Annotated in this window: 30 protein-coding genes and 1 tRNA gene; 25 read left to right on the forward strand and 6 right to left on the reverse strand. The window is 28.4% G+C overall.

All coding sequences use genetic code 11. From position 1 onward, the window contains the following. The first annotated feature begins 45 nt into the window (after positions 1-45). Complete coding sequence (locus ELQ06_RS07030; protein WP_052794276.1) at positions 46-1,176, forward strand: MFS transporter; 1,131 nt, start codon at positions 46-48, stop codon at positions 1,174-1,176. Here the strand turns inward: ELQ06_RS07030 and ELQ06_RS07035 are convergent. After that, on the reverse strand, positions 1,173-2,375 hold the full coding sequence (locus tag ELQ06_RS07035) for a putative transporter (RefSeq protein ID WP_052794264.1): 1,203 nt from the start codon (positions 2,373-2,375) through the stop codon (positions 1,173-1,175). The two genes, ELQ06_RS07030 and ELQ06_RS07035, sit on opposite strands and share 4 nt — an antisense overlap. A gap of 190 nt (positions 2,376-2,565) precedes the next feature. Between ELQ06_RS07035 and ELQ06_RS07040 the strand changes: the two genes are divergently transcribed. Genes ELQ06_RS07040 through ELQ06_RS07060 form a run of 5 tightly spaced genes read left to right on the forward strand, consistent with a single transcriptional unit; the run spans position 2,566 to position 7,446 of the window. After that, positions 2,566-2,682 (forward strand): hypothetical protein, encoded by a 117-nt coding sequence (locus tag ELQ06_RS07040; RefSeq protein ID WP_079460120.1) that lies wholly within the window; start codon positions 2,566-2,568, stop codon positions 2,680-2,682. 10 nt (positions 2,683-2,692) lie between these two features. Then, positions 2,693-3,697: a Fe(3+) ABC transporter substrate-binding protein gene (locus tag ELQ06_RS07045; protein WP_052794265.1), complete on the forward strand. Its 1,005-nt coding sequence runs from the start codon at positions 2,693-2,695 to the stop codon at positions 3,695-3,697. After that, positions 3,697-5,313 (forward strand): iron ABC transporter permease, encoded by a 1,617-nt coding sequence (locus ELQ06_RS07050; RefSeq protein WP_052796477.1) that lies wholly within the window; start codon positions 3,697-3,699, stop codon positions 5,311-5,313. The genes ELQ06_RS07045 and ELQ06_RS07050 overlap by 1 nt, the downstream gene beginning before the upstream one ends. Beyond that, positions 5,297-6,205, forward strand: coding sequence for an ABC transporter ATP-binding protein (locus tag ELQ06_RS07055; protein WP_072227273.1), 909 nt, complete (start codon positions 5,297-5,299; stop codon positions 6,203-6,205). The genes ELQ06_RS07050 and ELQ06_RS07055 overlap by 17 nt, the downstream gene beginning before the upstream one ends. 35 nt (positions 6,206-6,240) lie before the next feature. Then, positions 6,241-7,446 carry a saccharopine dehydrogenase family protein gene (locus ELQ06_RS07060; RefSeq protein ID WP_002852026.1) on the forward strand — a complete coding sequence of 402 codons (1,206 nt, stop codon included), beginning with the start codon at positions 6,241-6,243 and terminating at the stop codon, positions 7,444-7,446. Positions 7,447-7,458: 12 nt separating this feature from the next. Here ELQ06_RS07060 and ELQ06_RS08980 read toward each other — a convergent pair whose 3' ends face one another. From ELQ06_RS08980 to sodB, 3 genes are all read right to left on the reverse strand, one after another. Beyond that, positions 7,459-7,821, reverse strand: coding sequence for a hypothetical protein (locus ELQ06_RS08980; protein ID WP_002851711.1), 363 nt, complete (start codon positions 7,819-7,821; stop codon positions 7,459-7,461). A 125-nt stretch (positions 7,822-7,946) separates the two neighbouring features. Then, entirely contained in the window at positions 7,947-8,150 is a 204-nt protein-coding gene (locus ELQ06_RS08985; RefSeq protein WP_002851823.1) for a hypothetical protein, read from the reverse strand. 68 nt (positions 8,151-8,218) lie between these two features. Continuing rightward, positions 8,219-8,881, reverse strand: a complete 663-nt coding sequence (sodB, locus tag ELQ06_RS07075; RefSeq protein WP_002851662.1) for a superoxide dismutase [Fe] — start codon at positions 8,879-8,881, stop codon at positions 8,219-8,221. A 266-nt stretch (positions 8,882-9,147) separates the two neighbouring features. Between sodB and ELQ06_RS07080 the strand changes: the two genes are divergently transcribed. Then, positions 9,148-9,330 carry a hypothetical protein gene (locus ELQ06_RS07080; protein WP_002851904.1) on the forward strand — a complete coding sequence of 61 codons (183 nt, stop codon included), beginning with the start codon at positions 9,148-9,150 and terminating at the stop codon, positions 9,328-9,330. A gap of 135 nt (positions 9,331-9,465) precedes the next feature. Here ELQ06_RS07080 and ELQ06_RS07085 read toward each other — a convergent pair. Next, positions 9,466-9,540, reverse strand: a tRNA-Glu gene (locus ELQ06_RS07085). A gap of 147 nt (positions 9,541-9,687) precedes the next feature. Here ELQ06_RS07085 and ELQ06_RS07090 point away from each other — a divergent pair. After that, a complete protein-coding gene (locus ELQ06_RS07090; RefSeq protein ID WP_002857544.1) occupies positions 9,688-10,251 on the forward strand; it encodes a manganese efflux pump MntP family protein in 564 nt (187 codons plus the stop codon). Here the strand turns inward: ELQ06_RS07090 and miaA are convergent. Beyond that, complete coding sequence (gene miaA / locus ELQ06_RS07095) at positions 10,237-11,106, reverse strand: tRNA (adenosine(37)-N6)-dimethylallyltransferase MiaA (protein ID WP_002851982.1); 870 nt, start codon at positions 11,104-11,106, stop codon at positions 10,237-10,239. The two genes, ELQ06_RS07090 and miaA, sit on opposite strands and share 15 nt — an antisense overlap. A gap of 70 nt (positions 11,107-11,176) precedes the next feature. Between miaA and mqnP the strand changes: the two genes are divergently transcribed. The 17 genes from mqnP to ELQ06_RS07180 all read left to right on the forward strand — a co-directional run bounded on the left by mqnP (position 11,177) and on the right by ELQ06_RS07180 (position 23,187). Next, positions 11,177-12,061, forward strand: coding sequence for a menaquinone biosynthesis prenyltransferase MqnP (gene mqnP / locus ELQ06_RS07100; protein ID WP_002934845.1), 885 nt, complete (start codon positions 11,177-11,179; stop codon positions 12,059-12,061). Further along, on the forward strand, positions 12,052-12,549 hold the full coding sequence (locus ELQ06_RS07105) for a hypothetical protein (protein WP_002851641.1): 498 nt from the start codon (positions 12,052-12,054) through the stop codon (positions 12,547-12,549). The genes mqnP and ELQ06_RS07105 overlap by 10 nt, the downstream gene beginning before the upstream one ends. Further along, positions 12,546-13,061 (forward strand): hypothetical protein, encoded by a 516-nt coding sequence (locus tag ELQ06_RS07110; protein ID WP_002851715.1) that lies wholly within the window; start codon positions 12,546-12,548, stop codon positions 13,059-13,061. Before ELQ06_RS07105 ends, ELQ06_RS07110 begins: the two co-directional genes overlap by 4 nt. A gap of 12 nt (positions 13,062-13,073) precedes the next feature. Further along, positions 13,074-14,036, forward strand: coding sequence for a GTP 3',8-cyclase MoaA (gene moaA / locus ELQ06_RS07115; RefSeq protein WP_052798016.1), 963 nt, complete (start codon positions 13,074-13,076; stop codon positions 14,034-14,036). Between the two features lie 2 nt (positions 14,037-14,038). Continuing rightward, positions 14,039-14,782, forward strand: a complete 744-nt coding sequence (locus ELQ06_RS07120) for a 7-carboxy-7-deazaguanine synthase QueE (RefSeq protein WP_002866333.1) — start codon at positions 14,039-14,041, stop codon at positions 14,780-14,782. Continuing rightward, positions 14,779-15,360: a 6-carboxytetrahydropterin synthase gene (locus ELQ06_RS07125; protein WP_002851757.1), complete on the forward strand. Its 582-nt coding sequence runs from the start codon at positions 14,779-14,781 to the stop codon at positions 15,358-15,360. Before ELQ06_RS07120 ends, ELQ06_RS07125 begins: the two co-directional genes overlap by 4 nt. Next, on the forward strand, positions 15,360-15,785 hold the full coding sequence (locus ELQ06_RS07130) for a cytochrome c (protein ID WP_052798017.1): 426 nt from the start codon (positions 15,360-15,362) through the stop codon (positions 15,783-15,785). Before ELQ06_RS07125 ends, ELQ06_RS07130 begins: the two co-directional genes overlap by 1 nt. Further along, the gene (locus tag ELQ06_RS07135; RefSeq protein ID WP_002851635.1) at positions 15,785-16,192 is read left to right on the forward strand and encodes a membrane protein; all 408 of its coding nucleotides are present in this window, start codon (positions 15,785-15,787) and stop codon (positions 16,190-16,192) included. Before ELQ06_RS07130 ends, ELQ06_RS07135 begins: the two co-directional genes overlap by 1 nt. A 1-nt stretch (position 16,193) precedes the next feature. Beyond that, positions 16,194-16,850, forward strand: a complete 657-nt coding sequence (locus ELQ06_RS07140) for a 16S rRNA (uracil(1498)-N(3))-methyltransferase (RefSeq protein WP_002851903.1) — start codon at positions 16,194-16,196, stop codon at positions 16,848-16,850. Between the two features lie 78 nt (positions 16,851-16,928). After that, on the forward strand, positions 16,929-17,129 hold the full coding sequence (gene rpmE, locus ELQ06_RS07145; RefSeq protein WP_002851603.1) for a 50S ribosomal protein L31: 201 nt from the start codon (positions 16,929-16,931) through the stop codon (positions 17,127-17,129). Between the two features lie 2 nt (positions 17,130-17,131). Next, the gene (gene rsmI / locus ELQ06_RS07150) at positions 17,132-17,956 is read left to right on the forward strand and encodes a 16S rRNA (cytidine(1402)-2'-O)-methyltransferase (RefSeq protein WP_052798018.1); all 825 of its coding nucleotides are present in this window, start codon (positions 17,132-17,134) and stop codon (positions 17,954-17,956) included. 13 nt (positions 17,957-17,969) lie between these two features. Then, positions 17,970-18,653: a 23S rRNA (guanosine(2251)-2'-O)-methyltransferase RlmB gene (rlmB, locus tag ELQ06_RS07155; protein WP_052798019.1), complete on the forward strand. Its 684-nt coding sequence runs from the start codon at positions 17,970-17,972 to the stop codon at positions 18,651-18,653. Continuing rightward, positions 18,646-19,584: a hypothetical protein gene (locus ELQ06_RS07160; RefSeq protein WP_052798020.1), complete on the forward strand. Its 939-nt coding sequence runs from the start codon at positions 18,646-18,648 to the stop codon at positions 19,582-19,584. The genes rlmB and ELQ06_RS07160 overlap by 8 nt, the downstream gene beginning before the upstream one ends. Next, positions 19,578-20,384 (forward strand): hypothetical protein, encoded by an 807-nt coding sequence (locus ELQ06_RS07165; protein ID WP_052782220.1) that lies wholly within the window; start codon positions 19,578-19,580, stop codon positions 20,382-20,384. Before ELQ06_RS07160 ends, ELQ06_RS07165 begins: the two co-directional genes overlap by 7 nt. An 11-nt stretch (positions 20,385-20,395) precedes the next feature. After that, positions 20,396-21,598 (forward strand): LL-diaminopimelate aminotransferase, encoded by a 1,203-nt coding sequence (locus ELQ06_RS07170; protein WP_052782219.1) that lies wholly within the window; start codon positions 20,396-20,398, stop codon positions 21,596-21,598. 3 nt (positions 21,599-21,601) lie between these two features. Beyond that, positions 21,602-22,849, forward strand: coding sequence for a homoserine dehydrogenase (locus ELQ06_RS07175; RefSeq protein ID WP_052782218.1), 1,248 nt, complete (start codon positions 21,602-21,604; stop codon positions 22,847-22,849). Next, on the forward strand, positions 22,849-23,187 hold the full coding sequence (locus tag ELQ06_RS07180) for a YraN family protein (RefSeq protein WP_052798021.1): 339 nt from the start codon (positions 22,849-22,851) through the stop codon (positions 23,185-23,187). The genes ELQ06_RS07175 and ELQ06_RS07180 overlap by 1 nt, the downstream gene beginning before the upstream one ends. Positions 23,188-23,242 lie beyond the last annotated feature (55 nt).

The following is a 23,242-nucleotide window of genomic DNA, read 5'->3' on the forward strand; positions in this document are numbered from 1 at the left end:
TAATTAAACTTTAATTTTTGCTATAGTTTAATTAAAATTATGAAAATACTAAAAATTTTAATTATTTTTTGCGCCCTATTAACCTTAGCTATCGTTTATGCTCCACAACCTATAACTCCTTTACTTTCTAATTATTTTAATGTGAGTTTGCATCAAATTTCTTGGGTGATTAGTATCACACTCATTCCTTTGGCTGTAGCTCCTTTAATTTATGGATATTTGCTTGAAATTTTTTCCTTAAAAAAAATTCTTATTTTTTCTTTGTTTATGTGTGCATTTTTTGGAATCATCGGAAATTTAAGCAATAATTTTTATTTTTTTCTTTTCTTTAGATTTTTACAAGCTCTTTGCATACCTGCTATACTTACAGCACTTCTTACCTTACTTAGTCGTTTAGAAAATGAAAATATACAAAAAAATATAGCAATTTATGTAGGTGCTACAACTTTTGGAGGTTTTGTTGGTAGAGTGTTTGGGAGCTTTTTAAGTGATCTTTTTTCTTGGCATTTTGCTTTAAATTTTTTTGCTATTTTAATGCTTTGTTCTGGTTTTTTGTTTTTATTTTTTAAAGAACACTGCACCAATTTAAATACGCAAATTTCACTAAAAGATTTTTTACCTTTTATTAAAGAGGTTAAATTTATAGTGATTTTATCCTGTGTTTTTATCATCTTTTTTTCCTTTCAAAGCATAGTAAGTTTTTTACCTTTCCATTTAAAAGAAAGTGTAGCCAATATAACACAAACACAAATTGGACTTGTTTATTTGGGCTTTTTAACAGGAGTTATTAGCTCCCTACTTATAGGAAAAACTATAGCTTTTTTTGGTTCAAAAATTCGTACAGCCATTTTTGGTTTTGTTGTTTTTATTACAGGTTGTTTTTGTATGTTAATAAATAATTTTTACTTCACATTTTTTGCCATGTTTGTGTTTTGTAGCGGAATGTTTATCAGTCATTGCATATTTTCAGGACTTTTAAATTCATCTACCAATAAAAAAGGATTGGCAAATGGGCTATACTTAGCATTTTATTACAGTGGGGGTGCTATAGGTTCTGTATTACCAAGTTTTTATTATGAAAGTTTTGGCTGGGAATTTTTATGTATATTCACAGCCTCTTTGCTTTTTATTGCTTTACTTGTTTTTATCAAATTTAGATATTTTTATAGGCACTAATGTTCTTTATAAGCTATGTTTTTCTCAAATTCCTTTAAACGCTTATATATACTTCTAAGTTGAGTGATAGTTGTCCAGTTTGTGATAAAAACACTAAAAGAGCTTCGCACTTGATCAAAAGCATTATTAATCTGCATTACAATACCAAGTCCTATAGCTCCAGCAAAAAGCCCTGGTGCCATGATTAAAAATGGCACTATAACTATCATTTGCTCAAATAAAATGAGCCAAATATTAAAATATCCATAATGTAAAAAAAGTCTTTTATAGTTAAATTTAAGCCCTGTAAAAAGCTCTATCATAGTCTCATTTTTAGCGTATTCTTTGCGATTATCCTCAGCATAAACAAGCTCTTTTCTAAAAGCTGCTTCAGCTTTTTGATTGTTATATTCAAGTCCGGGAAGCTTAATACCTACAAACCATGACACAACCAAGCCTCCTAAAGAAATCAAAAGTGCAATATAAACAAGTAAACCATCAATGTTTTTTAAAAAATAAAAAGAAGAATTTTCGCTTAAATTTGCAAATAAAGCTTTACTCACAACATCACTTAAACTCCATAAAATCGGAATAAATGCTACAAGGGTCATCAAAGCTTTTATAAAACTAAGTCCTAAACTCTCTACGATTTTGGAAAAATTATAAGTATCTTCTTGAATTCTTTGCGAACTTCCTTCTATATTGTCATCTTTATTTTTCCAAAATTTTAAATAAGAAAAAGTCATAGCCTCACGCCACTTAAAAGCATAGACACTAGCAAAATAGATATTAATCGTAGCGATTAAAACATAAGGAATAGCAATAGCCAAAAAAACTAAAATCAAAGCATAAAAATCATTTGCTGAATAATTTAGCTTTTCAATCATAGCCCTAGAGTTGAAAAAATATTCTAATAAATTTTGATAATAATACAATGCGCCTTTATTGATAAAATTAGCTTTTTGGAAATTTTGCTCGGCTCTTTGATTAGCCTCTTGGATTAAAGTGGTATTATTTTCGAAATTAGTGTCTATTTTTTGTGTTAAATTTGAATCTAAAATTTCTATTTTAGGTTTTTGCAAGACATTATAAAAATCACTATACCATGAATTTATAGCAACATTAAGACTTGTTTGAATGAAAAGAAAAAATAAGAGTAAAAAAAGTCCTAAATAAGCCCATAAAGCCCATTTTTTACTTGCAAAAAATGAAGAAAACATGCTACCACCTTTTAAAAGAAAAATTTTAATCAACTTTATTTAATCAAGAGTTTATTAAAAACATAAATTTATCAACATATGTATCAAAAATAAACCTCTTTATTCTTTAAAGAAATATAAAAATATAAAGATTACGTCATATTTACTTTTTAATATTAATATTTCTTATCAAAATATCTAAAAGGAATTAATGTCTATGAAAAAAATAATTTTATTTTTATTATGCATTGGCTTTGCTTTTGCTTGTTCTGAACATTCTCATACTGATTTTAAAGATCTTAATAAGACCGAGTATAATTCTCAATAAAGGATAAAATATGAAAAAAATCTTCTTTATGTTTTTAACGGCTGTTTCATTTTTAGGTGCTAGTGAGCTTAATATTTACTCAGCAAGACATTATGATGCTGATTTTCAGATTATTAAGAAATTTGAAGAAAAAACGGGCATTAAGGTCAATCATACTCAAGCTAAAGCTTCAGAACTTATTAAAAGACTTTCTCTTGAAGGAAGTAATTCTCCTGCTGATATTTTCATCACAGCTGATATTTCAAATCTTACAGAAGCTAAGAATTTAGGACTTTTATCCCCTGTTTCATCAAAATATTTAGAAGAATTTATACCCGCTCATTTAAGAGATAAGGATAAAGAATGGTTTGCGATTACAAAAAGAGCAAGAATTATTGCTTATAATAAAAACGCAAATATTGACATTAGCAAAATGAAAAATTATGAAGATTTAGCAAAAGCTGAATTTAAAGGAGAAATTGTTATGAGAAGTGCTACAGCTCCTTATAGCAAAACTCTTTTAGCATCTATTATAGCTAATGACGGAAATAAAGAGGCTAAAGCATGGGCTAAAGGTGTGCTTGAAAATCTTGCGACAAATCCAAAGGGTGGGGATAGAGATCAAGCCAGACAAGTATTTGCAGGCGAAGCTAAATTTGCAGTTATGAATACTTATTATATAGGGCTTTTAAAGAATTCTAAAAATCCAAAAGATGTAGAAGTGGGGAATTCTTTGGGTATTATTTTTCCTAATCAAGACAATAGAGGAACGCATATTAACATTAGCGGTATTGCTATGACAAAATCAAGTAAAAATCAAGATGCGGCTAAAAAATTTATGGAATTTATGTTAAGTCCTGAAATTCAAAAAATTCTTACTGATAGTAATTATGAATTTCCTATAAGAAATGATGTAGAATTAAGCCAAACTGTAAAAGATTTTGGAACTTTCAAAGAAGATCAAATCCCTGTGAGTAAGATAGCAGAAAATATTAAAGAAGCGGTTAAAATTTACGATGAAGTCGGTTTTAGATAATGTATAAAACCTTAAAATACTATAAACTCGGGGCAATTTTACTTGCCCTTTTTCTTGCTTTACCTATTTTTGGTATTTTTGCTGAACTTTTTTATATTTTATTTCAAAATTTTAATACAAGTGATTTAACCCAATTTTCATCTATTAAAGAAAATTTGAGTCATTTTTTTGATTATTTATTTTTAAAATTCATCAAAGATACTTTTATAATTAGCATGGGAGTATTGTGTTTAAGCTTGATTTTGGGTGTGAGTTCTGCTTATTTGATCGCAAATTATGATTTTTATTTCTGTAAAATTTTAGAAAAATTACTCATTTTACCCTTAGCCATACCTGCTTATATTTTAGCCTTTGTTTATGTGGGAATTATGGATTTTCAAGGATTTTTTCACGAAAATTTTGGCTTTAGGATAGATTTTTTCAATCATTATGGTGTTATTTTTGTTTTGGCTATTTCTTTATATCCTTATATTTATTTATTTGCTAAAACAGCTTTTAAAAGTGAAGCTAAAGAGGCTTATGAAGTAGCTAAAATCATGAAATATTCTGAATTTAGAATTTTTACACGCGTGGCACTTTTGAGTGCAAGACCTGCCATTTTTTCTGGAGCTTTATTGGTTTTAATGGAAACTTTGAGTGATTATGGTGCAAGTGCTTATTTGGGAGTGGATACTTTTTCGGCTGGAATTTTTAAACTCTGGTATGATTTGAATGATTCTTATTCTTCTAGTGTTTTATCGGGTATTTTAATGCTTTTTGTATTTTTGATTATGTATGTGGATTATTATTATAAAAATAAACATCATTATAGTTTTAATCAAAATTTAGCTCTTTTTATCAAAAAAAGAAAATTAAATCCTATTAAACAAATTCTATCCTGTATTTATTGTTTTATGATTGCTTTTGTAGGTTTTATTTTACCTTTTATTTGGCTAGTTTATTGGGGGCTAAAAGATCATAAGCTTTTTGAATCGCAATTTTATATTATCAGTTTTCAAACTATAATCTTAGCTTTAATCACTGCTTTAATTACCACTTTTTTAGCTTATTTTTTGATGTTTAGCTCTAGGATAGTTAAAAATCATTTTTTTAATTTATTTATTTTAAAAATAAGTTCTTTGGGTTATTCTATACCTGCTGCTGCTTTAGGGATTAGCATTATAGTGCTTTTTGTATTTTTGGATAAATTTTTTCACATGAGTTTATTGGGAAATTCTTTACTTGTTCTTGTTTTTGCTTATATAATTCGTTTTTTAGCGAGTGCAATTTATTCTTTAGAAGGAGGATATAATAAAATTCATCTAAATATTGATGAGGCAAGTTTAAATTTAAGAGCGAGTTATTTTATTTTATTTTTTAAAATTCACACACCTTTAATGAAACATTTTTTATTTTTGGCTTTTATTATTGTTTTTATTGATACGATTAAAGAACTTCCTTTAAGTAGAATTTTAGCGCCTTTTGGCTTTGAAACTTTAAGTGTTAAAGCTTTCTGGTTTGCAAGTGATGAAAGAATTTATGATGCAGCTTTGCCTTCCTTGTTTATCGTTTTTCTTTCTTTAATGGTTGTTGTTTGGATGGATAAAATCACAAGGAAAGATGATGTTAGAAATTAAAAATTTATCTAAAAATTTTGAAAAAATACAAGCTTTAGAAAATATCAATCTTCATGTCAAAGAAGGAGAATTTTTAAGCATTTTAGGAGGTAGTGGAAGTGGAAAAAGCACGCTTTTAAGGATTATTGCTAAGCTTGAACAAGCTAGTTCTTATGATTTGTTTTCTTGCAAAGGTGAAGTGGCTTTAATGTTTCAAAATTATGCTTTATTTCCTCATTTAAATGTTGAGAAAAACATACTTTTTGCACTTTACGATAAAAAAGATAAAAATCAAATTTTAAATCATTTGCTTAAAACTTTTGAAATTGAAGATTTAAGATATAAAAAAATTGATGAAATTTCAGGAGGGCAAGCGCAAAGAGTGGCTTTTGCTAGAGCTATAGCAAGAGGATGTCAGCTTTTGCTTTTAGATGAACCTTTTTCTAATTTGGATCAAAATTTAAAACAGGATTTAAGAAGAGAATTGAAAAAAATGATAGAAAATCAAGGCATTACGGCTATTATGGTAACTCATGATATTGAAGATGCTTATTGTATGTCTGATCAAATCGCTTTTTTAGAAAAAGGAAAAATTTTAGCTCATGCAAATCCTAAAGAGCTTTATTTTAAGCCCGATTTTAAAAGTGCGCAAATTTTACCTGATTTAAATATCATAGAAGAAAAACTTGATTTAGAAGATGAATTTTTTGCTTGGATAGCTTCAAAAAATTATATTTTTGGTTATGCAGAACTTAAAATAGGAAATCGCTTTGAGGCTAAAATTTTACAAAAAGAATTTTTAGGGGCTTTTTATAGACTTAAGTTAAGATATAAAAATATAGAATTTTTTATGTTATTAAGCTCAAATTATAACTTAGAAGAAAAAATAAATTTTGATATTATCAATTTTTAGTTAAAATTCCTAAAAATCTTTTAAGGACAAATTTCATGAAAAATCTTTTAATCATAGGCGCAGGTGGGGTAAGTCGTGTGGCTACTGTAAAATGCGCAATGAATTCTGATACTTTTAGTAAAATCACTTTAGCTAGTAGAACAAAAAGCAAATGTGATGAAATCGCTGCTTTTATCAAAGAGCGTTTAGGGGTTCAAATTGAAACGGCGCAAATTGATGCTGATGATAGCAATGCAGTTGTAGAACTTATCAAGAAAACAGAAGCACAAATTTTACTCAATGTGGCTTTGCCTTATCAAGATTTGAGTTTAATGGATGCTTGTATAAAAGCAGGGATTGATTATATAGATACGGCAAATTATGAACATCCTGATTTAGCTAAATTTGAATACAAAGAGCAATGGGCGAGAAATGATGAGTTTAAACAAGCAGGAATTTTAGGACTTTTAGGAAGTGGATTTGATCCTGGTGTAACTAATGTTTTTTGTGCTTATGCGCAGCAAAATTTATTTGATGAAATTTCTTATATAGATATTTTAGATTGCAATGCAGGTGATCATGGCTATGCTTTTGCGACGAATTTTAACCCTGAAATCAATCTGCGTGAGGTTTCTGCTAAAGGGCGTTATTGGGAAAATGGCAAGTGGATAGAAACGCAGCCTATGGAAATAAAAATGGAGTGGGATTATCCAGAAGTAGGAGTGAAAGATAGCTATTTGCTTTATCATGAAGAACTTGAAAGCTTGGTAAAAAATATCAAAGGTTTAAAAAGAATACGCTTTTTTATGACTTTTGGACAAAGTTATTTAACTCACATGAAATGTCTTGAAAATGTTGGAATGCTAGGGATTAAACCTGTGATACACCAAGGTAAAGAAATCATTCCTATAGAATTTTTAAAAACCTTGCTTCCTGATCCTGCAAGTTTAGGACCACGCACTAAAGGTTATACCAATATAGGTTGCGTGATTCGTGGTAAAAAAGATGGAAAAGACAAACAAGTTTATATTTATAATGTTTGCAATCATGAAGAATGTTACAAAGAAACTGGCGCGCAAGCTGTGAGCTATACTACAGGTGTTCCTGCTATGATAGGTACGAAATTAATCGCTAAAGGAATTTGGCAAGGAAAAGGCGTGTTTAATATGGAAGAATTTGACGCTAAGCCTTTTATGGAAGAGCTGAATTCTCAAGGACTTCCTTGGAAGATTATCGAAATGACTCCAAGCTTAGGAGAGTAAGTGCTAGAGCACTTACTTTTGTCCTATATAAATAAAGTGCTCCACACTGCCTTCAAAATTATACAGATTAATTAATTCATAATCTCCCCAAAATAAAGGTTTAAAAGGTTTAAAATCTTCTTTTAATTCTTCTATGTCTTTAGTAAAGCGTATATATGAAGAACCACTCAATCTACCACTTGGACATCCTTTTACTTCACGCAAGCTATTATCCATAAGTTCTCCTCTTTCATACATACTATAGCCTTTATCGCTCATCATGGTTGCAAATATAATAGCTCCTTCATTGCATAGTTCATAAAATTCTTGCACAGCTTCTTTAAAAGCTTGTTTTGTAAGATAATATAAGCTTTGATTTGCAAATATAAAATCCATTTTTGTATTGAAGAGTTTTTTAAAGCTAGAATTAGGAGATATGATGTGAAAATTTTTAGAATCTAAGCAAGGATCTTTTTCCCAAACTTTTTTTAAACTAGGAACTATATCAATGCCATAAGGCTCTATACCCCCCCCCCGGTTATATTTTTAAAATACTTAGAATGCACTCCATTTCCACAACCAAAATCAAGTAATTTTCCACTTGTTTTGCTTAGTTTGTATTTTAAGATTCTCTCGTAAAATCTTATAACATGACCATCAGGATATTGAAGTCCATAACCTTCTTTGTCATATTTTTGAGTATATGCAGATAAAGAATTATCCATTTTTGCTCCTTTTTGTGTAGAATGTTGACTTAATGTCAAAATCCATTCTAGCACAAAAAGGATTAAAGTTATTTTACAGGGTGAAGTTCATTTGCATAAAAGCTAACTGATCCCATGCCTTCTTTTAAAGCCCATTCGTAAGCTTTTGCAACAAATTCCCAGTTAATATGAGCATAGAATTTTTCTAAATAAGCAGGGCGTGCATTGCGATGATCTACATAATAAGCATGTTCCCAAACATCTACAACAAGTAAAGGAACTTTATCTTCAGTAATTGGTGTAGCTGCGTTTGAAGTACCTACAAATTCTAGTTTTTGATTTTTAGTATTATAAACTAACCAAAACCATCCTGAACCAAAAACTCCTGTAGCGCCTTTGATAAATTCAGCTTTGAAATTTTCTAAAGATCCAAATTCTTTTTCTAGTGCCGCTTGTAAATTAGCATCTATACTTTGACATGAACCGCCACAGCCACAGCCTGTACTTGGCTTAATGCAATCAAAATAAAAATCATGATTATAAACTTGAGCTGCGTTATTAAATACGCCCCCATTTGAAGTTTTGATAATACTTACAAGATCTTTACCTGCAAATTCAGTATCTTTAATAAGATTATTTAGATTTGTAACATAAGTATTGTGATGTTTTCCATGATGATAGCTAAAAGTTTCAGCACTCAAAAAATCACCAAAAGCATTGGTATCATAAGGTAATTTTCTTAATTCAAACATAATTTCTCCTTTATTTTTAGTTTGATATTGAAAATATTACCATAATAATATTAAAAAGAGTAAAAATATCTTAAAAGCTTAGTGGGTAAAATTTCTATTTATTTAACCTAAATAAAATAAGATACATTTATAATATATTTTAATAATAATTTAAATATATATAAAAAATTATATTTTTTTGAAATATTTTTACAAAAATATCTATTTGTTGATTTTTAATAATTACAATTAATTTGCAACTAAAAATTATTCATAAGGAGGAAAATATGAAAAAAGTTGTACTAATCTCAGCATTACTAGGTGCTTTCGCAGCTAATGTTTTTGCAGCTAATACTCCAAGCGATGTAAATCAAACACATACAAAAGCTCATCATTCAAAAGCTAAAGCTGATAAAAAACATGAAGCTAAAACTCACAAAAAAACAAAAGAGCAAACACCAGCTCAATAATGCCCAGCCTTGATATAAGTCTATAATAGACTTATATCAAAAGCTATTCGTATTCTACAAAATAAATTATTAATATTTATTAAATTTCAATAGAAAAAATGAAAAAATTGTTATTTTAAAAGAAAAATTAAAAAGTGGTGACCCATACGAGACTCGAACTCGTGTTACCGCCGTGAAAGGGCGATGTCCTAACCGCTAGACGAATGGGCCACTTTTAAGGAGTAAAAAATAAAAATGAAATTGAATTATATATATTTATTTCTTAAAATTTAATTAAATATATCAAAATTATGTGATTTTTATCTTTGTTTGATTATAATTTCATCTTCAATTTTTTATAAAATTTTAGGATTTATTATGGATTTTTATAGTCTTATTTTTTTATCCTGTGCTTTAGGAATGGATGCTTTTGCTGTATCACTATGCAAAGGTTTTAGTGTTAAAAAACTACATTTAAAACATTATCTTATTGTTGGAATTTATTTTGGTGGATTTCAAGCTTTGATGCCAACTATTGGTTATTTTATAGGCATAACTTTTGCATCTTTTATTGCGAGTATTGATCATTGGATAGCTTTTATTTTACTTTCTTTAATAGGATTAAAAATGATCAAAGAGTCATTGGAAAATGAAAATTGCGATAGTAATGCCAATCAATTTGGCTTTAAAACCATGCTAGCTTTAGCAATTGCTACGAGTATCGATGCACTAGCAGTTGGTGTGAGTTTTGCATTTTTAAATGTAAATTTATTATTAGCTATATTTTTAATAGGTATTATCACCTTCATTTTATGTATCATTGCTCTAAAAACAGGGAATAAATTTGGAATTTATCTTAAAAATAAAGCTGAACTTTTAGGCGGATTGGTTTTAATTATACTAGGAGTAAAAATTCTAATAGAACATTTATTTTTCGATTGAAAATTTCATTCTTAAAGTAGCTAAAGCTTTATCAAATTCCAAGGCTTTACTTTGAAATTTTTTATTAAAAGTTCTTTGTCTTTTGGCAAGTTGTGTAGTATGTATCGTGATTAAATTTTCAAGCTCTTTAAAGGAAATTTCTCCATCTAAATATTCTTTACACTCTTTCAAACCTATAGAATTTAATGCTTTAAGTTTATGATCAAATTTAGAAAAAAGAATTTTTGCTTCATCTAAAAGTCCATTATCAAGCATTTCTTTTGTTCTAGTTTTAATACGTTTTTTTAAAATTTCTTTATCCCACGCAAGCTCATAAATTTCTATATCTTTAAGCACCCCAGTTTTTTGTGTTCTTTTTAAAAATTCACTAGGAATTTCTCTTGTTTGTTCATAAATACCCAGCCATTTTTTTAATCTATAAGTATCATTTTTTTCTATTTTATAGTTTGGATCAATATTTAATAAAAGAGCATAAATTTCATCGTTATTTAAAGAACTCTTTGACTCTAAGGTTTTTTCACTTAAACCATCTATCATAGTTTTTAAATAAAATCCAGTTCCACCTACTATAATTAGAGGTAAATTTCTAGCTAAAGCAAATTCTTTTGCTTTTTGATATTCTCTTATGAATAACTCAACATTAAAATGTTCATTCACGCTCAATAAATTTACCCCAAAGTATTTTATACTCGCAAGATCATCTTGTGAAGGCTTGGCACTTGCTATATTAATCTCTTTATAAACACAAAGACTATCAAGACTTAAAACAACAGCATTAAATTCTCTTGCTAAAGTATTGGCTATGTATGTTTTTCCACTCGCAGTTGTTCCTATTAATGCTATTTCAAAAAACATTTTAATATTTATCCTAAAATTTATAAAAATTTTAGTAAAATCATAGCAAAAAATATTTTAAAGTAGAAAAATGAACACATTCTGGATAAAATTTAAAGATATTTTAGAACTTGTAGTATTTAAGCATTCTATTTTTGCTTTGCCTTTTTTATTTTCCTCTATGATTGTAGCATCAAAACTTGTAAATGACACTGCTTGGTTTGGTTTTAAGGCGTTGATTTTAGGCATTATTTGTGCGGTAAGTGCAAGAAATTTTGCCATGGCTACAAATCGTTTAATGGATGAAGATATAGATAAGGATAATCCTCGTTGTGCAAATCGCCCTAATGTCAGTGGAAAAATAGGTAGAAAAAGCGTATGGATTTTTATCATTATTAATGCACTTATTTTTATATCATGTTCTTATTTTATTAATACCTTGGCCTTTTATTTGTCTTTTCCTGTGCTTTTGGTATTGGCTATTTATTCAGCTTTTAAGCGCTTTAGTTCTTTAGCACATTTAGTTTTAGGATTTTGTTTAGGACTTGCGCCTATTGCAGGAAGTGTTATAATTATGGGTGAAATTCACATTTATAGCGTTATTTTATGTTTAGGTGTAACTTTTTGGACAGCTGGGTTTGATCTGCTTTATTCTTTACAAGATATGGAGTATGATAAAAAAATAGGACTTCACTCTATTCCTGCTAAATTTGGTTCAAAGGCTACTTTATTTATATCAGCTTTTTGCCATATTTTAGCGGTATTATTTTGGCTTCTTTTTGTGTGGGAAGTTTGGGGTGTAGCACTTGGAAAAATAGCACTTATTGGGGTAATTATAAGCGGTATTATTTTAGCCTTGGAACATAAAATTGTTCACAAGAATTTTGCTCATATTGATAGAGCATTTTTTACTCTAAATGGTTATTTAAGTATTATCTTTTTTATTTTTATTTGGATTGATTTATTATGGAATTAGCACTTTTTAAAGCAGGATTTGAAGCTCATTTAGAATGTTGTGAAATAGAAAATAACCGTTTTCTTGGAGAATACCTAAAACTTGGAGCAATTTCTCAAATTTTAAAATGGAAAAAACTTGCTTTACGCATTGATTTTGATGAGGGTGAAAAAATTATTTTTGATCTTCTTTTAAGCCTAAAAGAAGATATTTTAAGGCTTGAAAATTCTTTAGATAAAAATAAAGAACTTATACCGCTTAAGCAAAAAGGGGTAATAGAATCTTTAAATTTTGAATATCTAAATTTTTTGGATACTATTTTAGAAGAAGATAAAGAATATTATTTAAGATTTGATTTAAATAATCAAAAAATAGCTATTTTTATCAAAGCTCAAAGTCAAACATTGGCAAAAATTATCAAAATTAAGCCTGAAGACAAAATGGCTTTTGATGCTTTTGTTGTTGAAATTCAAAGAAATATGATAAGAAATAAGAAAGGCCAAGAATGAGTGATGATGTACTTTATTTAGTTTTTATAATTGTGCTTTTAATTGCAATGCTAGCCTATATGAATATCAAAGAAAGAGAAAATAATGCAAAAATAGCAAAACTTCAAAATGTGATAGAAGATATTACCAAAGAACTTCATTATTTTCGTAAAGAATTAGGAGTTAAAGATGATAGCGAAGAGGATGAAGACTATAAAACCTCTCTTTTAAAAGAAGAAATTATGATTGAACTTGATAAACAAATCAGTTCAAAAATCACTCCTGTTTTAAGAACACTAAAAACTATGGAACATATCATAGAAGATTTTCAAAATGAACAACAAAATCGTCTTTTAAATTTGGAACAAAAAGCACAAAGCATGGCTAAACTTACACCAAATTACGATACAGAAGAACAAAAAATAGAAAATCTTTTCAAAGAAGGAAAAAGCATAGAACAAATCGCTAAAGATTTACGCATTGGCACTGGAAATGTAGAACTTGTCTTAAAATTTAAGAAATTAATAAAATAGAATGGAAAATAAATGCTTATAGATCAATTCGGTAGAAAGATAAATTATCTTAGAATTTCAGTTACACAAAGATGTAACTTTCGCTGCCTTTATTGTATGCCAAAAATTCCTTTCGATTATCAGCCAAAAGAAAATTTATTAAGCTTCGAAGAACTTTTTTTATTTGTTAAAGCAGCTATAGACGAAGGAATTGAAAAAATCCGTATAACAGGTGGAGAACCTTTATTAAGAAAAGATTTAAGTATTTTTATAAAAATGATTAGCGATTATAAAAGCGATATTGACCTTGCTATAACTACAAATGGATTTTTACTAAAAGACTTTGCTAAAGACCTAAAAAATGCTGGACTTAAACGACTTAATATTTCACTTGATACCCTAGATCACAAAAAAGCAAAAACTCTTGCGCAAAAAGATATATTAGATAGTGTTTTATCTGGAATTGATGAAGCTTTAAATCTAGATTTGAAAGTAAAACTTAATACTGTAGCTCTTAAAAATTTAAACGATGATGAACTGATATCTCTTTTGGAATTTGCAAAATCAAAAAAAGCTCAAATTCGCTTTATAGAATTTATGGAAAATACTCATGCTTATGGTAAATTACAAGGATTAAAAAGAGATGAAATTATACAAATTTTGAGTCAAAAATATCAAATTCAACTTATAAAAAAAGATGAAAAAGCACCTGTGAGTATTTACAAGGCAGATGATTATGAATTTGGAATTATAGATCCTCATAGCCATGAATTTTGCGATTCTTGCAATCGCATACGCTTAAGTGCTGAAGGCTTGTTAATACCTTGCCTTTATTTTGATGAAGCATTAAGCATAAAAGAAGCGGTTCGAAAAGGTGATATTAAAGCCGCTGTAGAAATATTACAAGAAGTATTAAGAAATAAACCAGAAAAAAATAAATGGAGTGTTGTTGATAATGAAACCTCATCTCGTGCTTTTTATCAAACTGGAGGTTAATTTTGCAACTTGTTGAAAGTTTCTTAAGCATTCAAGGAGAAGGCAAATATAATGGAAAATTAGCTATTTTTATGCGTTTTGCTGGTTGCAATTTCAACTGTTTAGGTTTTAATGTAAAAATATCAAAAAACGATAAAACTCTCATTGGATGTGACACGATAAGAGCTGTTTTCACAAAAGATTTTAAAGAAAGTTATGAAACTTTAAATGCTAATGAACTTTTAAAAAGAGTGATAAAATTAAAACAAGACTTTGATCCTATAGTTGTTATCACAGGTGGAGAGCCATTAATCCATTATGAAAATCCTGAATTTATAAAATTTATCCAAATGTTATTAAAAAATAAATTTGAAATACACTTTGAAAGCAATGGAAGTATAGAAATTGATTTTGATAGATATCCTTTTTACAAAGAATGTATTTTTGCTTTAAGCGTTAAACTCCAAAATAGTGGGATAAAAAAAGATAAACGATTAAATTTTAAAGCTTTAAAAGCATTTAAAAATTACGCAAAAGATAGTTTTTATAAATTTGTTTTAGATGCCAATACCCTTGATAATTCATTTTTAGAAATCAATGAAATTCTAAAAGAAGCTCCAAATCAAATTTTTTGTATGCCTATGGGTGAAAATGAGCAAAACCTTAAAAAAAATGCTCAAAAAATTGCTGAATTTTGTATTAAGAATGGTTATAATTATTCTGATAGAATTCATATTCGTCTTTGGAACGATAAAGAGGGTGTATGATTATAAGAAAATTATTTGAATTTGAAAACGCACACATTGTTAGATTTTGTTCTTCTAAGCGTTGCAAAAGTAGCATTCATGGACATTCTTACAAAGTTGAAGTTTTACTTGAAAGCAAATATTTAGATAATGCTGGAATGGTCTATGATTTTGGACTTTTAAAAACCTATATACGCCAAATTATTGATAGTTTTGATCATGCTATAACTCTTTTTAAATATGATGACGCAAAATATTTAGAAGAAATGAAAAAATATTCAAGTCGTTGGATTTGCCTGCCTGTTAATGTAAGTGCTGAAAATTTTTGTCGTGTATTTTTCATACTTATAGATGCTTTATTAAAACAAACAAAAATGGTAAATGGAGAACAAGGAGTGACTTTACAAAGTATCATTGTTCATGAAACAAGAACAGGCTATGCACAAGGTTTTAGAGAAGATGCCTATAGTGAGCTAATGCCAAAAATTTCACTTCAAGACATAGAATTTTCCAATGGCATTAAAGTAGAATGGAATGATATAGATTTTTATAACAAATTAAAAAATGAAGAAATTTTTATAAATCCAAAGGAGATTTAATGCAAAAAGCTAAAATTTTAATTGCCTTAAGTTTTTTTTTATTAGTTTTATCTGCCTGTTCTAATGATGAAAAAAATATTTCCAAGACTCAAAATACAGATCAAGAAGTAGTCCAAATAGAACAAAACGATGAAAAAACAGAATTAAGTGACTCCAACCTGCCTTTACCTGTAGATGATGAAGCACAAAGTTCAAATGATGAACATGAAGCCAATCCTACTATTATCAACTCTTTATATAAACAAAAATGCGCCACTTGTCATGGAGAAAAAGGGGAATTAAAACCTAAAAACAGCACGGCCATTAAAACCTTGAGCAATAAAATTTTTATACAAAAAATAAAAACGATAAAAGATAAAAACCATAGTTTTTTAAGTGATGAACAAATTCAAAATTTAGCTGATTTTATAAACAAAGGAAAATAATGGATCAAAGTTACGAATTCTTTTTAGCTTTACATCTTTATAGTCTTTATGCGAGCGGTTTTTTAATGCTTTTTTATCTTATACTAACACAAGGAAATTTTAAAACCGAATTCATTTTTATTCGCAGAATACGATTATTTTTACCAATTTATTATTTATTTTTAGCTTTGATTATTTTTACAGGTTGTTTGTTATCAGCAATGAAACAATTTCAAATGAATGTCAATATCTGGGTAATGATTTTTTCTTGGATCTTAATTTTTGCCTTAGCAATTTTTCACTTTGTTTGTTTTAAAAAAGCAAGAAGATTTAGAAAATATGCCACTTTTAGATGGATTAGTTGTTTGATTTTACCTTTTGAAATTTTTTTATTGTTTTTGCCTTTTTTAATAGAAAGATATCTATAAAATGCAATTTTTGTATAACAAGCAAGCTGGAGAAGAGTTTATACAACTTCAAGGTGAAAACTTTAACCATTTAAAAGTAAGAAGAGTAAAGGAAAATTCGGAGCTAAATCTTAGAAATTTACAAGATAATTTTCTTTACAACTATACAATCACAAATTTAACAAGAAATTCTTGCACTTTAAAATTTTTAAACAAAAAATCACAAAATATAAAACAAAGTGAATTAAACTTAGCCTTAGCCATTATAGATATTAAAATTTTAGAAAAAACTCTACCTTTCTTAAATGAACTTGGAGTAAAAAAGTTACATTTGGTTTTTACAAATTTTTCACAAAGAAATTTTAAAATCGATTTAGAAAGATTTGAAAAAATCATTATTTCTTCTTGTGAACAATGCGGTAGAAATACTAAAATGGATTTAATTATCCACCAAAGCACTCAAGAATTTGTTCAAAAATTTCCAAATGCAATTATGGTTGATTTTCAAGGAGAACAACAAAGTCATTTCGATGAAAAAGAATTATATTTTATAGGTCCTGAAGGTGGATTTAACAATGATGAGAGATTATTGTTTAACCGGAAAATCTCTCTTAAAAGCTCTAATATTCTAAAAAGTCAAACAGCTATTATAGCTATAGCTTCAAAAATTTTGCTTTAACTTTTCTTAAATTAATCTCTTTTTTATGTTAAATAATTTATAATCACGGCTTATTGTTTTAATTTTTAAGGAAAACTAATGAAAAAAGAAATTCACCCAGAATATGTAGAATGCAAAGTAAGTTGTGCTTGTGGAAATACTTTTACAACAAAGTCAAACAAAGCAGAATTAAGAGTAGATATTTGTTCAAATTGCCATCCTTTTTTTACAGGTAGTGAAAAAATTGTAGATGCTGCAGGTCGTGTAGAGAAATTTAAGAAAAAATACGCAATGCAATAATTATGCTTTATTTTATTCCTACCCCCATAGGAAATTTAAGCGATATTTCTTTTAGAGCCTTAGAACTTTTAAAGACTTGCAATCTTGTGTTTTGTGAAGATACAAGAGTAAGTAAGTCTTTGATTTCACTATTAAATGCGAAATTTCACACTGATATACATATTTCTAAATTTATAGCCTTACACTCTCATAATGAAAAAGAAGTTTTAGCAAGTATTGATTTAAAGATATTTGAAAAAAATGTAGCTTATTTAAGCGATGCAGGAATGCCAGGGATTAGTGATCCTGGCAAGACTTTGGTAGAATTTGCACAAGAAAATAATATCGCCTATGAAATTTTACCAGGTGCAAATGCAGCCTTAGTTGCTCTTGTAAGCTCGGCATTTTGTCAAAAAGAATTTATCTTTATCGGTTTTTTAGCAAATAAAGGCAAAGAAAGACAAAAAGATATAGAAAAAATTTTAAATCTTCCTTATCCAAGTATTATTTACGAATCCCCTAAGCGTATTTTATCTTTAGTAGAACAAATTATGATTCTAGACAGCCAAAGAGAAATTTTTTTGATTAAAGAAATCAGTAAAAAATTTGAAAAAAAATTTAAAGGCAATGCTAAAGAGCTTTTTGAAATTTTAAAAAAGTCTAATTTAAACGGTGAATGGGTTGTAGTACTACAATCAAAAGAACAAAATTTTTTGCAAAATACTCTTTGTGAAAAAGATATTATGGATTTAGAGCTGCCTTTAAAAGCAAAAGCAAAATTATTATCAAAGATCAATGGAAAAAATGCAAAAGAAATTTATCAAAAACTGCTTTTAAGTCAAGATTAGGTAAAATTTTAATATGATAGTTTATGGGAAGCAAATATTTTTTTATATTTTAGAATATCATAAAGACTGTATCAATGAGCTTTATTTAGCAAAAGAATGTGATAAAACTACTTTTTCCAAAATCGCAAAATCAGGTTTTAAAATCAAAAAACTTGATTTTAAAACTGCTCAAGCTTATGCGAAAGGTGGAAATCATCAAGGTTTTTTGCTAGATATTAAAGAAAGTTCTTTTGCAAATTTAAATGAGATCAAAAAAAATGATTTTATTGTTATGCTTTATGGAATTAGTGATGTAGGAAATATAGGGGCTATCACGCGTACAGCTTATGCTTTAGGGGTTGGGGCTTTAATTTTTATTGGTGAAAAATTAGCCATGGAAGGAGTAATTCGCACAAGTAGCGGAGCGGCTCTTGATTTACCTATTGCAATAAGCAACGATGCTTTAAGTGTAATAAACGAACTAAAACAAGTAGGTTTTTATTTTTATGCGAGCGATGGCTCGGGAAAAGAAATTCACAGTGTAAAAATAAGCAATGGTAAAAAAGTTTTAGTTTTGGGTAGTGAGGGTTTTGGTTTAAGCTCTAAAATTATAAAAAAATGCGATGAATGTGTAGGCATTGCGATGAAAAATAATTTTGATAGTCTTAATGTCAGCGCTGCTTTTGCAATACTTTGTGATAGGATGTTAAATGCTTAATTGGAAAAAAATACAAGAATTAAATTTAAAAGAAGTTGCAGCAAAAACGCAAATTGAACTTGATTTTCTTGAAGCTTTAGTAGAAAAGAATTTTGCTGTTTTAAGTCGTTTTAATGTTAAAGGTTTTGTTAAAATTTTAAGCAGAGAATACGAACTCGACTTTAGTGATTTTAACGAAGAGTATGAAGCTTATCTTAACGAAAACAATCCTACTCCACAAACAAAATCAAAAATGATAACCCCAAAACTAGATGCTTATAGTCAAAAATCCTCTAACGCTTGGCCTTTTTTGATTGTTCTTATTGTTTTAGTGATTATAGGAAGTGGAATTTATTATTTTGATACACTTAAAACTTTTTTCAAAGATGAACAAAATAATACTAGCGCAACAGTTATAGATATCATAGGACAAGCACAAGAAAATTTAAAATCTTTAGGTGGAAACAATGTTGTTGTTATAGACAACAATAAAGCACAAGAAACAAATCAAACAGAGAGCGTTTTACCAAGCCAAAACATCTCATTACAAGAAAATGATAAAAACATAAGCATAGAAAATAACATCAGTGAAAATAACACAACCCTACTTGATGAAGAAAAAAATACCCAAATCCAAGAAGACACAAATACACCAAAAACTGATTCTTTAAAAGAAGCACATTTTAAAACTTCTTCCAAGATATGGATAGGTTTGATAGATTTAAAAAACCTTAAAAAAACAAGCTTTGTTAAAGAAAAAGATTTTAACATTTCTTTAGATAAAGATCAGTTAATTTTAACAGGGGCTGCAGCTTTAACAATGTTTAATCAAGAAAATAAAGAACAAAAATTTCCTGCAGGAATTTCAAAACGTTTCTTGATTAAAGATGGAAAAATTACAAGTATTTCACCTGCTGAATTTGCAAAATTAAATAAAGGTAAAGAATGGTAAAAAAAATTATTATTCTTACTCTTTGGGTTAATATATCTTTTGCAATCTCAAGTTTTGATTTGGCAAAAAATTTAGTAAACAATCCTAGTAAAAATTCTCAACTAGAATTATTATTTTCAAATAATTCTTACATAGATAATAATGGAAATTGCGATATTGCAAAAATATCTCAAATATTAAAAACCAATTCTTTAATCGCCTTAACACTATCAAATCCTCAAAGTCTAAGATTAAATTTTAAAGCAAAAGCTGATGAAGTTATGTTTTTTAAAATTTTATCTGATGTTTTAACAGATGCTGGATACATATATTTTATCCCCACAGATTTGATTTTAAGAGAAGGAAATATTGACTATACCATACAAGTAGAATCTCAATATGTTTTAGATCCTGGAACGCTTTACAATCTCTTAAAAGAAAATTCTGTCTATATAGATAATATTAAGCGCATTGGGACATATGATTATGAATATGATTTAAATTTTTCCAATGCTGTATTAAAAACCAATACAAATGTTAATTTAAATACTCCAAAATCATTAGAAAAACCCCTTAAAGACTATGTGCTTGATTTAAAAAATGCTACAAATTTGATTATTGATGCAAATGATTTAGACAATTGGTTTCCTAAAATCTTCTTTTTAGATAAAAATCTGAATCTAATTAAAGCAGTAAAAAGCGAAAATAAAAATAATCATTTTTCAGAACTTATTCCAAATGGTGCTATATATGCTATTGTAAGCGATATGTATAGTTTAGATAATATACGCAGGGGTTTAAAAATCACACTTAAAAAATAAAGGATTAAGAAATGTTTGATGAAATCCGTTTTAATACCATAGAAAGACTTCCAAATTATGTTTTCGCAGAAGTAAATGCGATAAAAATGGCAGCAAGACGTGCTGGAGAGGATATCATCGACTTTTCAATGGGAAATCCCGATGGTAAAACTCCACAACACATTATAGATAAACTTTGTGAAAGTGCTAACAAAGATAAAACCTCAGGATATTCTACATCCATGGGGATTTATAAACTTCGTTTAGCAATTTGTAATTGGTATAAAAGAAAATATAATGTTAATCTAAATCCTGAAAATGAAGTTGTAGCTACCATGGGTTCAAAAGAAGGTTTTGTAAATCTTGCAAGAGCGATTATAAATCCTGGAGATGTTGCTATTGTACCTACTCCTGCTTATCCTATACATACTCAAGCTTTTATTATAGCAGGAGGTAATGTAGCAAAAATGCCTTTAGCTTATAATGAAAAATTTGAGCTTGATGAAAATCAATTTTTTGAAAATTTACATAAAACTTTAAATGAAAGCATCCCGCGTCCAAAATATGTCGTTGTTAATTTCCCGCATAATCCAACAACAGTAACTTGTGAGAAAAGTTTTTATGAAAGATTGATAGCAACGGCAAAAAAAGAAAGATTTTATATTATTTCAGATATTGCTTATGCAGATTTAACTTATGATGACTATAAAACTCCTTCTATTTTGGAAATTGAAGGCGCAAAAGATGTAGCGGTAGAAACTTACACTCTTTCAAAATCTTACAATATGGCAGGCTGGCGCGTGGGTTTTGTAGTAGGAAATAAACGCTTAGTCAGTGCGCTTAAAAAAATAAAATCTTGGTTTGATTATGGTATGTACACACCTATTCAAGTAGCAGCTACCATAGCTTTAGATGGAGATCAAACTTGTGTAGATGAAATCCGTGCAACTTATGATAAAAGAATGCACATTTTACTTGAAGCTTTTGAAAATGCAGGCTGGAAACTTCAAAAACCAAGAGCAAGTATGTTTGTTTGGGCAAAACTCCCTGAAAGCAAAAGACATTTAAAAAGTTTAGAATTTTCAAAGCAACTTTTACAGCGTGCTAGTGTTGCAGTAAGTCCTGGAGTAGGTTTTGGCGAAGCAGGTGATAAGTATGTAAGAATTGCTTTAATTGAAAATGAAAATCGCATACGCCAAGCTGCACGTAATATCAAAAAATATTTAAAAGAGTAAGTTATGAAAGTAGCGATTCTTGGTTATGGCACTGTTGGAAGTGCGGTGGTTAAATTTCTTTTAGAAAATGATAAACTTATTCGTGCAAGATGTGGGCAAAGCATAACTCCTGTGATCGCTCTTGCTAGAAGTCCTAAAAAAAATGCTTTAATTCCAATTACTCATAGCGTTGTAGAAATTTTAAATGCTGATGTAGATGTTTTTGTAGAATTAATGGGTGGGGTGGATGAAGCTTTTAAAATAGTGAGTGAAATTTTAAAAAAGAAAAAAGCTGTTGTTACTGCAAATAAAGCTATGCTTGCTTATCATCGTTATGAACTTGAAAATTTGGCTAAAAATTTAGCTTTTGGTTATGAAGCAAGTGTGGCTGGAGGAATTCCTATTATCAAGGTTTTAAAAGAAGGTTTAAGTGCAAATAATATTTTGGCTATCAAAGGGATTTTAAATGGTACGAGTAATTATATTTTAAGTTCTATGAGTCAAAAAAATATGAGTTTTGAACAAGCCTTACAAATAGCTCAAAATTTAGGTTACGCAGAAGCTGATCCAACTTTTGACATAGAAGGGCAAGATGCAGCACATAAACTGCTTGTTTTATCAAGTATCGCTTATAATCTTAAAGCTAAACCTGAAGATATTTTGATCGAGGGTATTAGCGAAATTGCACCTGAAGATATGTATTTTGCTAATGAGTTTGAATTTACCATAAAACTTTTAGGTATAGCTAAGGTGCGTGAAAATAAAGTAGAATTAAGAGTGCATCCTACTATGATAGATAAAGAAAAAATGCTTGCAAAAGTTGATGGAGTGATGAATGCTATAAGCATTAATGGAGATTTGCTAGGTGAAAGTTTGTATTATGGAGCAGGAGCAGGAGGAGAGGCTACTGCAAGTGCTGTAATTTCAGATCTTATGGATATAGCAAGAGATCAGGTAAAAGCACCAATGCTTGGTTTTGTGAATACTTTAGAATACAAGCTTTTAAGCAAAGATGAAATTTATACAAAATATTATTTAAGGGTGAAAGTTGAAGATAAAATAGGAGTTTTATCTAAAATCACACAATTGATGAGTGAAAATAATATTTCTATCGATAGTTTTTTACAAAAACCTAAAAAAAATGATGAAAATTACAGCACTTTGTTTTTTACTACACATTTAACTTATGAAAAAAGCATACAAAATTTGCTTGAAATTTTACGCAAACAAGATTTTATAAAAACCAAACCTTTTATGATGCGTATAGAATAATGGGTTTAAAAGCTTATTTAGATGGAATTTTAGGTGAAGATAAGGCTTGTAAATTTTTAAAAAAACAGGGCTTTGAAATTTTAAAAAGAAATTTCCATTCTAAATTTGGAGAAATCGATATAATAGCCAAAAAAGATGAAATTTTACATTTTATAGAGGTTAAATTTACTCAAGATGATTATGAAGTTTCCGAGCGTTTGGATAGAAAAAAACTTGAAAAAATTTTAAAAACTATAGAATTTTATCATCTTAAAAATGGAATTTCATCGGATTTTCAGATTGATCTGATTTGCATTAAAAATGATGTGATACAATTTTGCGAAAATATAAGTTTTTAAGCTGATATTTAAAAAAATAAAATACAATTAGACAAAAATTAAAGAAAGGAAAAAT

The sequence above is a fragment of the Campylobacter sp. CH246 genome, from assembly GCF_004378835.1.
In the GTDB taxonomy this organism is placed as follows: domain Bacteria; phylum Campylobacterota; class Campylobacteria; order Campylobacterales; family Campylobacteraceae; genus Campylobacter_D; species Campylobacter_D jejuni.

Excerpts from the sequence above, each read along its gene's own strand:
- ELQ06_RS07035 (WP_052794264.1), bottom strand. The coding sequence starts at position 2,375 with ATGTTTTCTTCATTTTTTGCAAGTAAAAAATGGGCTTTATGGGCTTAT.
- ELQ06_RS07040 (WP_079460120.1), top strand. The coding sequence starts at position 2,566 with ATGTCTATGAAAAAAATAATTTTATTTTTATTATGCATTGGCTTTGCT.
- ELQ06_RS07045 (WP_052794265.1), top strand. The coding sequence starts at position 2,693 with ATGAAAAAAATCTTCTTTATGTTTTTAACGGCTGTTTCATTTTTAGGT.
- ELQ06_RS07050 (WP_052796477.1), top strand. The coding sequence starts at position 3,697 with ATGTATAAAACCTTAAAATACTATAAACTCGGGGCAATTTTACTTGCC.
- ELQ06_RS07055 (WP_072227273.1), top strand. The coding sequence starts at position 5,297 with ATGATGTTAGAAATTAAAAATTTATCTAAAAATTTTGAAAAAATACAA.
- ELQ06_RS07060 (WP_002852026.1), top strand. The coding sequence starts at position 6,241 with ATGAAAAATCTTTTAATCATAGGCGCAGGTGGGGTAAGTCGTGTGGCT.
- ELQ06_RS08980 (WP_002851711.1), bottom strand. The coding sequence starts at position 7,821 with ATGGATTTTATATTTGCAAATCAAAGCTTATATTATCTTACAAAACAA.
- ELQ06_RS08985 (WP_002851823.1), bottom strand. The coding sequence starts at position 8,150 with ATGGATAATTCTTTATCTGCATATACTCAAAAATATGACAAAGAAGGT.
- sodB (WP_002851662.1), bottom strand. The coding sequence starts at position 8,881 with ATGTTTGAATTAAGAAAATTACCTTATGATACCAATGCTTTTGGTGAT.
- ELQ06_RS07080 (WP_002851904.1), top strand. The coding sequence starts at position 9,148 with ATGAAAAAAGTTGTACTAATCTCAGCATTACTAGGTGCTTTCGCAGCT.
- ELQ06_RS07090 (WP_002857544.1), top strand. The coding sequence starts at position 9,688 with ATGGATTTTTATAGTCTTATTTTTTTATCCTGTGCTTTAGGAATGGAT.
- miaA (WP_002851982.1), bottom strand. The coding sequence starts at position 11,106 with ATGTTTTTTGAAATAGCATTAATAGGAACAACTGCGAGTGGAAAAACA.
- mqnP (WP_002934845.1), top strand. The coding sequence starts at position 11,177 with ATGAACACATTCTGGATAAAATTTAAAGATATTTTAGAACTTGTAGTA.
- ELQ06_RS07105 (WP_002851641.1), top strand. The coding sequence starts at position 12,052 with ATGGAATTAGCACTTTTTAAAGCAGGATTTGAAGCTCATTTAGAATGT.
- ELQ06_RS07110 (WP_002851715.1), top strand. The coding sequence starts at position 12,546 with ATGAGTGATGATGTACTTTATTTAGTTTTTATAATTGTGCTTTTAATT.
- moaA (WP_052798016.1), top strand. The coding sequence starts at position 13,074 with ATGCTTATAGATCAATTCGGTAGAAAGATAAATTATCTTAGAATTTCA.
- ELQ06_RS07125 (WP_002851757.1), top strand. The coding sequence starts at position 14,779 with ATGATTATAAGAAAATTATTTGAATTTGAAAACGCACACATTGTTAGA.
- ELQ06_RS07130 (WP_052798017.1), top strand. The coding sequence starts at position 15,360 with ATGCAAAAAGCTAAAATTTTAATTGCCTTAAGTTTTTTTTTATTAGTT.
- ELQ06_RS07135 (WP_002851635.1), top strand. The coding sequence starts at position 15,785 with ATGGATCAAAGTTACGAATTCTTTTTAGCTTTACATCTTTATAGTCTT.
- ELQ06_RS07140 (WP_002851903.1), top strand. The coding sequence starts at position 16,194 with ATGCAATTTTTGTATAACAAGCAAGCTGGAGAAGAGTTTATACAACTT.
- rpmE (WP_002851603.1), top strand. The coding sequence starts at position 16,929 with ATGAAAAAAGAAATTCACCCAGAATATGTAGAATGCAAAGTAAGTTGT.
- rsmI (WP_052798018.1), top strand. The coding sequence starts at position 17,132 with ATGCTTTATTTTATTCCTACCCCCATAGGAAATTTAAGCGATATTTCT.
- rlmB (WP_052798019.1), top strand. The coding sequence starts at position 17,970 with ATGATAGTTTATGGGAAGCAAATATTTTTTTATATTTTAGAATATCAT.
- ELQ06_RS07160 (WP_052798020.1), top strand. The coding sequence starts at position 18,646 with ATGCTTAATTGGAAAAAAATACAAGAATTAAATTTAAAAGAAGTTGCA.
- ELQ06_RS07165 (WP_052782220.1), top strand. The coding sequence starts at position 19,578 with ATGGTAAAAAAAATTATTATTCTTACTCTTTGGGTTAATATATCTTTT.
- ELQ06_RS07170 (WP_052782219.1), top strand. The coding sequence starts at position 20,396 with ATGTTTGATGAAATCCGTTTTAATACCATAGAAAGACTTCCAAATTAT.
- ELQ06_RS07175 (WP_052782218.1), top strand. The coding sequence starts at position 21,602 with ATGAAAGTAGCGATTCTTGGTTATGGCACTGTTGGAAGTGCGGTGGTT.
- ELQ06_RS07180 (WP_052798021.1), top strand. The coding sequence starts at position 22,849 with ATGGGTTTAAAAGCTTATTTAGATGGAATTTTAGGTGAAGATAAGGCT.